This window comes from Rhizobium sp. Pop5, from assembly GCF_024721175.1.
Classification (GTDB): Bacteria; Pseudomonadota; Alphaproteobacteria; order Rhizobiales; family Rhizobiaceae; genus Rhizobium.
Map to the genome: position 1 here is coordinate 156,253 of NZ_CP099401.1, position 14,593 is coordinate 170,845.

Annotated in this window: 7 protein-coding genes; 5 read left to right on the forward strand and 2 right to left on the reverse strand. The window is 55.4% G+C overall.

Annotation, left to right across the window (positions count from 1 at the left end; translation table 11 throughout):
• Positions 1-785: 785 nt before the first annotated feature.
• From NE852_RS26460 to NE852_RS26475, 4 genes are read left to right on the forward strand one after another with little or no spacing between them, the layout of a single operon-like run.
• Positions 786-6,689: a calcium-binding protein gene (locus NE852_RS26460; RefSeq protein WP_258156942.1), complete on the forward strand. Its 5,904-nt coding sequence runs from the start codon at positions 786-788 to the stop codon at positions 6,687-6,689.
• Complete coding sequence (locus NE852_RS26465; RefSeq protein ID WP_258156943.1) at positions 6,670-7,347, forward strand: calcium-binding protein; 678 nt, start codon at positions 6,670-6,672, stop codon at positions 7,345-7,347. Before NE852_RS26460 ends, NE852_RS26465 begins: the two co-directional genes overlap by 20 nt.
• 13 nt (positions 7,348-7,360) lie before the next feature.
• Complete coding sequence (locus tag NE852_RS26470) at positions 7,361-9,112, forward strand: type I secretion system permease/ATPase (protein ID WP_008530433.1); 1,752 nt, start codon at positions 7,361-7,363, stop codon at positions 9,110-9,112.
• Entirely contained in the window at positions 9,109-10,419 is a 1,311-nt protein-coding gene (locus NE852_RS26475; protein WP_008530434.1) for an HlyD family type I secretion periplasmic adaptor subunit, read from the forward strand. The genes NE852_RS26470 and NE852_RS26475 overlap by 4 nt, the downstream gene beginning before the upstream one ends.
• A gap of 328 nt (positions 10,420-10,747) precedes the next feature.
• On the opposite strand, the gene NE852_RS26480 is transcribed toward NE852_RS26475, so the two are convergent.
• Positions 10,748-11,659, reverse strand: a complete 912-nt coding sequence (locus NE852_RS26480; RefSeq protein ID WP_008530435.1) for a nucleotidyltransferase and HEPN domain-containing protein — start codon at positions 11,657-11,659, stop codon at positions 10,748-10,750.
• A gap of 797 nt (positions 11,660-12,456) precedes the next feature.
• On the reverse strand, positions 12,457-13,089 hold the full coding sequence (locus tag NE852_RS26485; protein ID WP_008530437.1) for a DUF433 domain-containing protein: 633 nt from the start codon (positions 13,087-13,089) through the stop codon (positions 12,457-12,459).
• A gap of 439 nt (positions 13,090-13,528) precedes the next feature.
• Between NE852_RS26485 and NE852_RS26490 the strand changes: the two genes are divergently transcribed.
• Positions 13,529-14,587: a GSU2403 family nucleotidyltransferase fold protein gene (locus tag NE852_RS26490; protein ID WP_245270607.1), complete on the forward strand. Its 1,059-nt coding sequence runs from the start codon at positions 13,529-13,531 to the stop codon at positions 14,585-14,587.
• Positions 14,588-14,593 lie beyond the last annotated feature (6 nt).

Sequence of the window (14,593 nt, forward strand, 5' to 3'; positions counted from 1 at the left end):
AGGCATATGCAATTATGCTTGACTTGGTCGATAAAACAACCTCTAGTGATAAAAGCTACCCTCGTTTTGCACCCATTGCACGTCATCAATATTAACGGAGCATAGAGGCGACCAATTTTGCTCACAGTCTCGGGCATCGTTCGGCTCTGCCACGTGAGTAACTTGATTGCTCAATTGCCGCAGTAGGATTTTAGAGAGCACGGTATTGAGAATTTTTCTGATCATGTTGGCGGCAATCGCGCTCATCACAGGAGCCTGGACGTTCATCAGGTTCAAGACGGCTGGTAACACGTGGGAGGCTGCGTATGACTGCGACGATCGCGGTCCACTCAGCGACAACGAATATATCAGAGCAGCGGTTGCGCAGAGCATCAAGCCCTCTGCACGTTCACCCTACTATCTGCAGTCGTCAAAGTTGAAATCTAATTATAATTTCGCAGATAAGTTTATCGCTGAAAACCCTGGGTGCTGCAGCATATACCGCGGAGATCCTCAAGATTACTTCTCTCCAGAGACATTTGAGCAGTTTCTTACGAGAACTGTTGCGAGGGTCGTGAAGATAAACTTCACAAAAGAGAATCTATCTAATGGGGTATACGTAGGAAATCCTGCTTCGCATTATGTGAAACTCGATGCGTGCGCAAATCAACTGGATTAGGGACCTAAAATGACCTCTTATCGCAACGATGTAACAATGAACTATCTGTTTAACTCCTCCGATTTTCCGACAGATTTGCTCGATGAGAACTTAATCCGAAACGCTAATGAGCGAGGGGAAATCTCTGTTGACGTCGCGTCGTACATGCAGGCAGGGGGGGGGTCGTTTTGCAAATGCGTCTCAGTTCGAATTGATTCAAATATTTTTCGAAAACAGCACGGCAGTTCCTTCGGGAACCTACACCAAGGAAGAACTGGCTGCCGCTTATTCGTTGAGCAGCTTTGGATTGGACATTCGACAGTTTTACTATCTCGATGGCGTCGACGACTATGCCGAACGAACTTATGTTTTCAATAGTGGACGATTTAAGATCAGTGATAACGCGCAGTTTATCATTCACCCGGATGGAACCCGAGAGATACTAAACTTTAGTATAGTCCCACGCGAAGACGATAATTTTGACTTTGAAGGCGGCGGTATTGCGGCAGACGTCGGCAACGACATTTGGGAGCCTGAAATAGATCCATCGGGCATTGGACGCACGGTCGATATCAAGTTTGTCGGCACTGTCCCGGATCGAACATACACGATTCAAGACTATACAGATGATCAGGCGACTGTCTCTTCCTGGGCGCTGTCGCCGGGACCGAGCGACATTCAGAAGTTGCTGGATGTCTCGCAACAGCTCTGGGACGACGGCGTCACCAAGTTGCTTGTGGACTATAAGGGAACGGCAGACGATGCCGACGATCGGCCGGTCATCTATGGAACGAACAATTTTGACGATTTTTCCGTGGATTTCGAAGGCCGCGTCAGTTCTTTGATGGAGCCTTACCTCGTAAACGGCGTCGCGATCGTAGCCGGGAAGGGCAACGACTACGTTGTCGGCTCGAACTATGCAGATCTATTATTGGGCGGAAGCGGCGAGGATACTCTGGTAGGGGGAAGTACGGGTGAATCGCTCTCCGGAACATCAGATCTTACTGTGCCCCATAGAACATGGGACGACGGAAAGCAGGATGTCTTGGACGGTGGCACAGGCTTCGACACCTATCTCATCTCGCACCTGAATGGATCCACGAGCGGGTGGGTAAACGACCTCGACTCAGTCTTATCCAAAATCGATATCATCAATGAACACGATGGGGATGGGCGTGGTCGATTAGACGTGCAGATAGTTACAGACTTCGGTATGGGAGTCGATGTATTACAGCTTAGAATTGAAGGGAAATATGTTAAATACAGGCTCGAGCCGGGCGATGAAAGCGTGGGCGCAAACGAGCCTATGTTCACGTATTACGGCAATGACGAAGCGTATTACCTAACGAGCTTCGTCAGGTCTGAAGGCGGCAAGGATATTCCATATGTCTTCATCATGCAGGCGTATCCTTATTCCGAAGAACCAATCGCCGCCATTCGCGACTTTAGGCAGGGCGATTTCGGAATCCATCTCGAAGGTTTCGTCGGACGCAAAGAAGGAACGGATGACGATGATCGTTATCAAGGAGATGGCGGCAGCGGAAACCGCGCTGCCTTCCTGAGTCAGGCAGAAAGCACGACTATCTACAACGATATCATATCCGACGCTGATCCGGATTCCAATCAGCGGATTCACATGGGCGCGGGCAATGACGTAGCCTATGGGCGCGGCGGTGACGACGAAATCCGAGGAGACGAAGGTGTAGATCAACTCTTCGGAAACGAGGGTAATGACACACTTTCTGGAGGATTGGGAAACGATATTCTTGAAGGCAATGACGGTGCCGACCGGTTGAGTGGAGATGTTGGGGATGATTTGCTCTCCGGCGGAACAGGTGCCGACACGTACGTCTACAAGCTTGGTGACGGAAATGACGTGATCGAAGGCGAAGGAGACAACGGGGATGAACTGGACGTCCTTCATCTGGCGAATCTCATGGAATACGATGTCTCCCTCAGCCGAATAGACGATGACCTTGCCATTATCATCGGCAGCAGTGGCGAGACCGTCACGGTTGCTGGGCATTTCGCATCTCAGACTGGATCAACTGGTATCGAGTCGATCGTCTTCGCCAACGGTACGGTTTGGGACAAAGCGGCAATAATTGAGAGGATCGCAAATCCCTTAATCAACGGCACAACGGGCGATGACACGTTGCAGGGAACGTCGGGGAACGATGTGCTGCACGGCGGACTTGGTAACGATCAGCTGCTTGGAGGAGTTGGTTCCGACGATTACCTATACGCAGCGGGCGACGGCTCGGACAATATCGACGACCAAACCGGCCAAGCCGGCGACGCGGATGTCCTCCGGCTGTGCGGTCTGAAGTCGACCGATATAGCGTTGAACCGCGTCGGCGCCGATCTCCGGATAACTATTATTGCAAGCGGAGAGGTTGTTACGATCGCCGGTCAATACCTAGCCTCACCAGATGGCGCTGGTTTGGAGGAAGTTCGGTTTGCCGACGGCATCGTTTTGGATCGAGCGGCACTGCTGGCAATCCCTGAAAACAGCGGAGATGTCCCAACGATCGTTGGGACAGGTGGGGACGACACCCTGAATGGGGCATACGATGACGACATTTTCCAGGGCGGGCAGGGAGATGACGTCCTAATTGGCGCCAGGGGTAGCGATACCTACCTCTACCGTCTTGGCGATGGCAGCGACCTTATCGACGACCTGGACTGGCCGTTCGACGTCGATACTTTGAAACTGATCAATATTAAATCGAGCGACGTCGTCGCCGTACACAACGGGGTAAACCTCGAGATCACCATTACCAGCACGGGCGACATCATCACCGTTAAGAATCAATGGTACACCAGTTGGGGGAATGCCGGTCTCGAGTCGATCGAGTTTTCCGACGGAACATGGGACCGTGAAACGATCATGGCGATTGAAGCCATTCCAATCGTTGGAACCGGCGGCAATGACACGATCGAAGGAACGACAGATGACGACAATATCACCGGTGGCCTCGGTGACGATCATCTGAGCGGTAGAACTGGCAGCGATGTCTATGTCTACGCCTCGGGAGATGGTAACGACGTACTTGATGACAAGGGAAGTGACGTCGGGGGTGTCGACATCCTTCGCCTGACCAATATAAACGCCGCTGACATCGTTGCCACGCGTGACGGCTTCGCGCTCACGCTCCGGGTCATCAGCACGAACGCCGTCATCACAATCGAGCAGCAGTATTCATCTCAGAACGACTACTATGGCTTCGAGGAGATCGAATTCGCCGATGGAAGCTCCTGGAACCGAGACGCTCTCATGGAGTTGGGTCGGATCCCAAATATCGTCGGAACGTCGGCAAACGACACGCTGGACGGCATTTGGTTCAACGAAACGATCAGCGGCGGCCTGGGTGACGACTTGCTGAGGGGAGGCTCCGGCGGCGACACGTACGTCTACAACTCAGGAGACGGTAACGATCGCATCGACGATTTTTACTCTTCTTCCTCAGACAACGATGTTCTGCGGCTGGCGGATGTCAACGCTGTCGGTATCTCATTGGCTCGAAGCGGTCTGGACCTCAAGATTACGATACTGGCGACCGGCGAGATAATAACGATCGACGACCAGTTCGATCCAGCCGGGTCTTACGGACTCGAGAAAGTCGAGTTCGCCGATGGCAGCTATTTGTCCCGCGCTGACTTGCTGGCGATCAACGAATCCAGCCAGACGCTTGTCGGAACAAGCGCCGTCGATTTTTTGACTGGCGCATCGGCAAACGATACCCTTGAGGGCAAAGGAGGGGATGATTGGCTGGACGGCGCCGCCGGATCCGACGTCTATATCTACGCGGCAGGCGATGGGAATGACAACATCACGGACCGGAAAGATGACCGGCTGAGCGATGTCGATGTTCTTCGTCTGACTGATCTCAACCCATCCGACGTCGTCCTGGTCCGAAGTGGCGCCGATCTCCAGGTCAGAATTCTGAGTACCGGGAGCGCAATCACGGTCTGGCAGCAATTTTCGAGCCAGTCCGACTTCGCCGGCCTCGAGCGGATCGAATTTGCCGACGGAAGCTCCTGGGATCGGTCCGTCATCATGGCGGCTGAAAGCGGCGGTGAGATTACCGGCACGAGTGGAAACGACATCCTGAATGGTACCTCCGGCGACGACGTCTTTAATGGCGGACTGGGCGATGACCGTTTGTACGGGGCGGGCGGAACGGACGTTTACATATACTCGTCCGGCGATGGCTCCGATTACATCGACGACGAAGCGACCGAGCCGAACTCGGTCGACACCCTTCGTTTCACGGATATCAACGCATCCGACATTTCCGTGGCGCGCAATGGGGTCAATCTGGACATAACGGTGCTGGCGACCGGCGATGTCATCACGATCGATGAGCAGTGGTACAACGTAAATGGCTACTGGGGATTCGAGAAGATCGAGTTCGCGGACGGCAGTTCGTGGAACCGTTCCGACATTATGGCTATCGGAGCCACTCCGCAGGGGCCGATCACTGGAACGGCAGGAAATGACACGCTTACGGGAACAGATGGCGCTGACACCTTCATCGGTGGGCAGGGCAACGATCGAATGCTCGGCGGCCTGGGTGCAGACGTCTACGTCTACACGTCGGGTGATGGAACCGACTACATTGACGATGAGGCTAATGAGTCCGATTCGATCGACACGCTACGCTTTACCGATATCAACGCATCGGGCATTTCTGTAACCCGCAACGGTGTCAATCTCGACATAACGGTTCTGGCAACCGGCGATGTCATCACACTCGATGAGCAGTGGTACAGCGACGCTGCCTATTGGGGCTTCGAGAAAATCGATTTCGCCGATGGATCCTCGTGGAATCGCGAAGTTCTTATGAACATCACGAATACCGTTGCACCCACGACTGGTACGAGCGGAGGCGACACTCTGCTCGGTACGGGAGGAGATGATGTAATCGCAGGCCTCGCGGGCGACGACCAGATTCGGGGCGGCAATGGTAGCGACCGGATGGATGGCGGTGTGGGATCGGACGTAGCGGTCTTCGAGTACGATCTCAGCGCCTACACAATCTCGGCGGTTGATGGCCGTGTCGTGGTCGTCGATGGCTCGTTCACGGATGTCATCACCAACATTGAGAAGCTGCAGTTCAACGATCTGAGTATTTCCGTCGGCGCTGGTGCCTCACTGACCTACACCGGTACGGCCGGCGATGACACCATCACCGGATCGGTAGGTAACGATACGATCAAGGGATCGGCTGGCAACGATACCGTCAACGGTCTTCTTGGCGACGATTCCCTGTATGGCGGCGCAGGCGACGATCTTCTCGATGGTTTGGAAGGCAACGATTCCTATTCCTACGCTTCTGGCGACGGCAACGACACAATATCGGACGTGGCCATTGCACTCGGCGATACCGACGTACTTCGCTTCACCGATCTCAATATCGGCGACTTGACGATATCGCGCACTGGTGAAGACATGTTCATTACGGTCAATGCGACCGGTCACGTCATCACAGTCAACACGCAGTATTATAACGCTGCCCAGGGATGGTCGCTTGAGACCTTAGAGTTCGCCGACGGCACTTCGCTTGCCCTGGATCATCTACCGGATACCAGTTGGATCTATGGCACCAATTCTGCTGAAACGATCGATGGCAACTGGGGCAAGGACTACTTCTTCGGAGGTCAGGGCGACGATGTGATCAACGGCAGTGCCGGCGGTGATGTCTATTTTTATCGCCAAGGGGATGGAAGTGACCTGCTGAACGACGAGGTCGGCTTCACTGATGCCCTGGACGTCCTACGTTTTACCGACTTGAACGCATCCGATTTGTCGGCTGCTCGTCACGGAGACGATGTCGAGCTGACGATCGTTCCCACGGGCGCTGTCATTACCCTCAAAGGACAACTACTCGAAGACCCCGGCTATTGGGGTATCGACAAGTTTGATTTTGCTGACGGCAGTTCGTGGAGCCGCGAAGCCATCACAGCATTTGCCCTGAACGCCATCGACAAGATTACGGTGGTTGGAACAAGTGGTGACGATACCCTCTATGGAACGTCGAGATCATGACGTCTTCAATGGCGGCCTTGGAAATGATTTTCTCTTGGGTGGCTATGGCAGTGACACCTACCTTTACGCGGCGGGAGACGGAACTGACTACATTGACGACGAGGCTAATGCCGCCAATCAAATCGATGTCCTGAAGTTCACTGATCTGAACCAGTCGGACATCGTTGCCGAACGTGAGGGGATCAACCTGAAGCTGACAGTGGTTGGCACCGGGGATACGATTACGCTTGATGAGCAGTACTATGCTGACACCGATTATTGGGGCTTCGAGAAGATCGAGTTCGCAGACGGTACTGTCTGGGATCGCGATTCGATCATGGGTATCGGTTCGCCGGGCGCAATGGTCGCTTCGGTCAGCCCGGCATCCGCGGCCAGCAGCGACAACGTCCTTGTAGGTACCGAGGCCGATGACACCTTCATCTTCCGGGGCAAGTTCGGCCACGATACCATTGTCGATTTTTCGGCAGGCGCCGGCTCGATGGATGTCATCGATATGGAGACCGATGTCTTCGCAGACTTCGCATCGGTGATCGCCTCTGCCACGCAATCGGGTTCGGACACGCTGATCACGCAGGACGGCGACAATTCCATCCTGCTGAAAAACGTTGCCCTGACCACGCTGCACCAGGACGACTTCCGTTTCGTGGCCGCAGCATGAGCGGAGTCTGAGTTTGTCGACAGGTAATACCAAGCCGCCACAGGTGTTTCTTGTGGCGGTGCTTTTTTCGCTGAAGAAGGCCGTTCTCGGCATCGGGGCGACGAGTGCCATCGTCAATATCCTCGCACTGACCGGTTCATTCTTTATGCTCCAGGTCTATGACCGCGTCATTCCCGGCCGAAGTCTCCCGACCCTGGCTGGCCTGGCCATCATCGCTGCCACTCTGTATGTCTTTCAGGGTGTTCTTGAACTCGTCCGCTCGATGCTCCTGGTGCGTATCGGGCTTTCCGTGGACGAGCGTTTCGAAGAGACGGTTCACAACTCCCTTGTGCTTCTTCCTTCGCGCATGCAGATGTCCGGCGATGGCCTCCAATCGGTGCGCGACATGGACACGGTGCGAGGTTTCCTGTCGGGTCCTGGGCCAACGGCCTTGTTCGATATTCCCTGGATGCCGTTTTATCTGGGCCTTTGCTTTTTCTTCCATGTCTGGATCGGATGGACTGCTCTCGCCGGTGCTGTGATGCTCATCGGCCTCACGATCCTGGCGGAACAGAAATCCCGTGAGCCTGCAAAGGAGGCCGCTAAAATCGCCTCCGAACGAACTGCACTTGCGGAAGCGACGCGGCGAAATTCCGAGGCTGTTCTGGCAATGGGCTTCGGCCACCGTCTTGGCCGGAAATGGCACGAAGTCAATCATCGCTATCTTAACAATCATCTGCGCGCATCGAACGTGACCGGCACACTCGGAACACTTTCGAAGATCCTTCGAATGATGCTGCAGTCCGCGGTGCTGGCCGTGGGGGCAGTGCTTGTGATCCGTCAGGAAGCATCCGGCGGGATCATGATTGCCAGTTCCATCCTCGTCAGCCGTGCGCTGGCGCCCGTTGAACTGGCTATTGGACAATGGAAAGGATTTGTTGCGGCGCGAAATAGTTGGTCTCGCCTGTTGCAGCTTTCGCAACTCATGCCGAGCAACGAACGCGAAGTATCTCTGCCTGCTCCGACTGACGGGCTGAAAGTCGAGAACTTGCACCTCGCCGCGCCCGGTTCAAAGAACCCGATCTTGCGGGGCATCTCGTTCGAGCTGCGAGCCGGTGACGCGGTCGGCGTCATCGGCCCCAGCGCCTCGGGAAAATCATCGCTCGCCCGGAGCCTAGTCGGTCTGTGGCAGCCGCTTGCGGGTGCGGTTCGTCTGGACGGCGCGATGCTGTCGCAATGGGATCCAACGGCACTTGGTGAGCATGTCGGATATCTGCCCCAGGATGTTTCCCTCTTCGGCGGATCGATTGCCGAAAACATCGCGCGCTTCGATCCTGAAGCGTCATCCGAAAAGATCATTGCGGCGGCCAAGGCCGCAGGCGTCTATGAAATGATCGTTCAATTTCCCGATGGTTTCGACACGAAAATTGGTGAGCAAGGGGCCACCCTTTCGGGGGGGCAGCGTCAGCGCATTGCCCTGGCAAGAGCCCTGTACGGCAATCCCTTCCTAGTGGTTCTCGATGAGCCCAATTCCAACCTCGATGCGGAAGGGGAGGCAGCACTGACGAGGGCCGTCAGCGGTATCCGGGCACGTGGCGGCATCGCGATAGTCATCGCCCATCGTCCCAGCGCCCTCGCGGGGGTCGATTTGGTTCTCATTCTCGCAAATGGTCAGGCTTCGGCGTTCGGTCCGAAAGACGAGGTCTTGAAAAAGGTTGCGCCACCGCCGACGACAGTACCTGCCCCTGTTCGGCTGATGGTATCAGGCGAGGGAATGGCACAATGATTTCCAGCAATGCGCCATTGGCAGAGCGAGCCATCCGCCATCTGACGCTAGTCGCTCTCGCAGCAATCGTGATGTTGGTTGGCGTCCTTGGGGGGCTTGCAGCCACGATCCGGCTCCAGGGTGCCGTCATCGCCGCCGGAACGCTTGTAGTCGACAGCTACGTAAAACCCGTTCAGCATCAGAAGGGTGGTACTGTTGGAGAGGTATTCATTAAAAATGGCGACATCGTCGAAGCCGGCCAGATACTCGTACATCTCGATGACACGCAGACGCGTGCCAGTCTGGCGATCGTCTCGAAGCGGCTGAAAGAGCTGGCCGCGCGAACGGCCCGCCTGATGGCCGAACGGGACGGGAGAGAGGCCATTTCTTTCCCGGAGACGCTCCTCACACATCAGCAAGATCCGGAGGTTGCTGCGATGCTCGATGGCGAACAGCGCCTGTTCAATGATCGACGGTCGTCGGCGAGGGGACGCAAGGCGCAGCTCACCGAACGCGTTCGGCAACTCTCGAAGGAGACGGATGGGCTGACTGCGCAGCAACAGGGCAAGCAGGCGGCGATCTCCATCATCAACAAGGAACTCGCCAGCTTGCAGCCGCTGCTCGATCAGGGGATCATTCCGGCGACCCGCGTCTATGCGTTGCAGCGAGAAGCTGCCGACCTCTCCGGCGAACTTGGAAATCTCGTTGCGTCCGAGGCGCAAACAAAGGGAAGAATAGCCGAAACCGAGCTGCAGATCATTCAGGTCGATGATGATCAGAGAACCGAGGTATCGGACCAACTCCGCCAGGCGGAAAGCGAGATTGGAGAATATTCCGAGCGGCTTATCGCAGCCGAGGATGAGTTGCGGCACATCGATATTCGATCGCCACAGGCTGGTATAGTCCACGAACTAGCTATTCATGCGCCGGGGGCAGTTGTCACACCAGGCGAAGCGATCATGCAGATCGTGCCCATCAATGATGCCCTGACACCGGAGCTTCGGCTTGCGCCTCAGGACATTGATCAGGTTGCAGTTGGGCAGGATGTGACACTCCGCTTTTCCGCGTTCAGCCAGCGAACCACTCCGGAATTGAACGGCCGTGTGACCAAGATCGCAGCAGACTTGATTGTCGATCAACGGACCGGCCAAAGTTATTATCGCCTCAGAGTTTCCATTCCTGTCGCTGAATGGGCTCGTCTTGATGATCTGACGCCTGTGGCCGGCATGCCAGTCGAAGCGTTCGTTCAGACTGGGGAGAGGACCGCACTCGCTTATCTTACGAAGCCTCTGGCCGATCAGGTAGTTCGGGCGTTTAAGGAGGAATAGTGGTGCTATGCAGCACCTGAGCGGGATAAACGCGGCTCTTCCAGGCGGTCGATTACAAAGCGGCCGTTGTTGAAAACTACGGCACGATGCGTCCATGAAACGAGTCATCCCGATAGCAGAGTTCGATTGTCCAGTTCCCTGCAGCCCGCTTGTTGCTATGGGATTCACCTTTTAGTCCAAGAAGATCGCATAATGGATCGAACGGAACAAATAAGACGAAGTGGGGCGAGGGGCAGAAAGCGGCGCAAATGCCTGACCACTGATCCAGGTGCTATCCGTAAGGACGCTGTGTTCTTGTTTTCGCCAGTCCGAATGTCGCGCGACCCAGCTACCCGCCATTCGCCTCAAGCATCGCCAGATGCTCGGAGCATACCGTCTCAACCAGTTGGAGCAACAGGGCAGTTTGTTCTGCAAGCCAGCCGAGAGCCTCCTCGCTGATCTCGAAATGCTTGGAATAGCGAGCCTTAACGTAGGCTTCGTTCAGCGTGTTGAACCAGGCGCGCTCACGATGCTGATCGCGAGGAAAGGCATCGGCCAGGCGCCGATCCTGTTCCTCGGCAAGGGAGCGAAGGAATTTGATGTTGTGAGACGGCGGGCCGTAGTTCGTGAGCGTCAACAGAACACAGGAATAGGCCTGCTCGATCGATTGATGGAGCTCGAAGGCTGCGTTCTCAACATAATGACGCTCAATCGCTAATGTTGCCATCTGCAGAAAGCGGGTCGCGGCTCGAAACCTTTGTTCGAAATGTTCGTCCGCAACCTTAAAAAGATCCGCCAGCGAGAGCGGCTTGGCTTCTGCAAGCGGCTCGTCGTCGAGTTCATAGAGAACGATGCCTTCCCTCCGGATATCGGAGAAGAAGTATTGCCCTTCCTTCAGATAAGTGTTCACCTCACGCCTGGAGTGGACGACGAAGCTTACCGGCGTTTCGATCGATTTGTCATGGATCAGCCGATCTGCGGCCTTGTGCCAGTACTCAGCGAAATCGGTGAGCTTGCGATTGTTGACGATGATCAAGAGGTCGAAATCGGAGCGATATCCCTTCATCGTAAAAGGCTCATCGACCCATCCACCCTTCGCGTACGAACCAAAGAGGATAATCTTCACAATCCGGCCGCGCTTCTTGAATTCCGCCGTGCCGTCCTTCAGCGCGTCCTCGAATTCCTCATGCAGGATCTCCAGAACGCGGCTGATCTCGCGTTGCTTGCGAAGTGGCATATGGTTGAAGGACGATTTCATCATGGAGAGCAATGATCGCGGACGGCTGAAAGCGGTTAATAAAAATCGGCTAGGCTCGATTCTACACTGCTCACCTTAAATCACAACCTTGGGCATGCTGGTGCGTCGAGCGCTGGAGCCACGACGGGCAGCAGTCACCTAGCCTTGATGAGGACGGGTTCTGAGCCTCGTTTAGCAGCGCCGAGCTTCTCCAGCTTTTCGATCCGCTCATACTTGGCAGCTTCTTCGTGTCGTCGGCGCAAGCCCAGGAAATGAAACAGGACCAGATGTCGGCCACGCTCGCACCGGGCGAGTCCACCGAAATCAAGCTTTCGATGAAGCAGGGGGCCAAGGCGACCTATTCCTGGACGGCTGAAGGCGGCGTCTGAACTTCGATCTTCATGCCGACGGTGAAGGCGGTTCGACCACTAGTTACAAGAAGGGCCGCGCCCAACCGGGTGATGAGGGTGAGTTCGAGGCCGCCTTCGATGGCTTGCATGGTTGGTTCTGGCGGAACCGCACTGGGGACAACGTCACGGTGGCCATCAAGGCGTCTGGCGATTTCGCCGAGATGAAGAAGATGAAGTAAACGCTGGCGCGGTGCCCTTGAACGGTGCCGCGCCCACCACTTGGCCGAATGTCCGCTGGTCGGATCCCTTTTTGAGGCGGTCTATGCCCCGATGAGTGTCATCAAAAGTTCAGCCGTGCGATCATCCGAAATCGCCACCGACTTTCCGAAATGCTTGATCAGAAACTCGAGAGTCTACTGCTTGAGGTCGGGCGGGTGTCGATTCCATGAAGGGTTTCATCGATAAGGAACTTCACGAGGACGAGCCAGACGTTTTGGGGACGTTCTCGTTCCGAAGGATCAGGCGCTTTACGGATTTCACCTTCAGGCCCTGCTCCGAAAGCTTCCTCGGACGTCCTCTGGCGGGATGGGCCGCAACCCAGATCTCGGCAAGTTCCACCATGCGCTCGGTGAGCGAGGGATAGCCCTCGACGATTTCCGCTGTACTTGCGCCTTGGGTCTTCATCGCGGCAATTGTTCGCACGGGAACACGGGTTTTCTCGAATACCGGCTCACCGCCCACGACCCCTTTCACGCTTTCAATCATTCGTTCGGCTTCTCGAAGCGCCTCGGCCCGCGCGGCCAATTGTTCTCGTGCCCGCGCAACGTCGATAATGAGATAGTCGTCTGCCCTAACAGTTTCGGCATCCGGGTTCTGGTCGATCGTATCGAACAAGCGCTTGCGGCGCTCGGCAGACAAGATCGATCCGACGCCATACCAGAGCTTCAACCGAAGCAGATCCTCATCGGTGAGTGCTCGACCCCTGCTGCCAACGAGATGAGTCTCAATGATGCGCTTGTCGATCGCATTGTGCACTGACTTCACAGCGATCTCGCTGACAGCCGCAGCCTCGGCAGGCGTGTAGGCGTGTGGGGTGTTGGTCATAATCATTCTCCTTGCGGAGAATATAAAAGTCAGACGAGGCTCGCGTAAAGATCGACCGAGCTTTTCGATCTCGCTTCTGCTTGGTGGGCACTTCTGTAGCGGCCGTTCAGTCACGCGAAACAGTGCCTCCGTCCAAGCGAGAGATTTGCTCGTGCCGGCTCTTCACTTCGGTTCGTCAAAGATCAAGAGCCGGAATTTTCTCAAGATTTGCTCTCGCTGATTGCGGCAAATGCAGGGCTATCGATTCTGCTCCCATCAAAGGCGGGCATCTCAACAGCAGCGCTATACTAGATTTTGAATATTAGTATAATTAGGATCGGGGCGGGAATGACTGTTATTCGAGGAGAGGGCGGGGCAGCGCCCACGGGTAAAAGCCGCCGAGCTTGCTTGCAGCTGGTACCTATACTATATTTGTGAAAATGATATAGAGGCCGCCGTGATTAAGCAGATTGATCTCATGTTCCGCACTATGGTTGCGGAACTCCAGCAGCGGGCATTTGACGATGATTGGGCGGAAGATTTTCCCCCATCGGGTAGATTCGTGCCGGTGGCAGTCGATGGTCGGCGTTATTGGTATTTCGACCAACCAGATGGTGGGGGTGGGCAGAAGCGCCGGTATGTCGGACCTGCCGACGATCCCTTGATTTCGGAACGGGTCGAAACCTTCAAGGGTGAGAAGTCAGATTATAAGGTTCGCCGCAAGTTCGTTTCCACGCTAACGCGCGAAGCCGGTTTGATTGCCGCTGATCACTTTACCGGCGATATAGTGCAGGCGCTTGCCAAGGCCGGTCTTTTCCGGCTGCGCGGTGTTCTTATCGGCACCGTCGCTTTTCAATGCTACTCGGCATATCTTGGCATCCGTCTGCCTTCGGCGGCGATCCTAACAGGTGATGCAGACATAGCCCAGGATTTCGCGATCTCCGCTGAGGTGGCGGATTCGCTGCCGCCGATCCTCGATCTCCTAAAAGGGCTTGATCCAACGTTCCGCGCCGTGCCGCATATCAGCGGCAGCTCTCGATCTCATGCCTTCCGGAATCAAACCGGTTACAGGGTCGAGTTCATGACGACTAACAGGGGAGCCGAAGAATATTCGGACAAACCCGCCAACATGCCCGCTCTCGGTGGTGCGTCAGCCGAACCGCTAAGATTCATGGATTTCCTGATCCGCGATCCCGTTCGTTCGATCTTGCTACATGGTGCCGGTATCTCAGTTGTTATCCCTGATCCTTGCCGGTACGCGGTGCACAAGCTTATCATTGCCGGTCGCCGTCAAAATGACGCCGGCGGCCAGGCCAAACGGGATAAAGACCTCAGACAGGCAGGAATGCTATTCGACGCCCTGCCGGTCACGGGCCATGGACCTTCACTGGTTTACGCTCTGGAAGAGGCATGGGATCGCGGACCTGCGTGGAAGCTGGCGATCTCGGAAGCAGCCGAAACCATGCACAAGGAATATTGGGGCGCTATCAATCGAATGGTTGGCATTCTCAAGAGATAAAGGTTA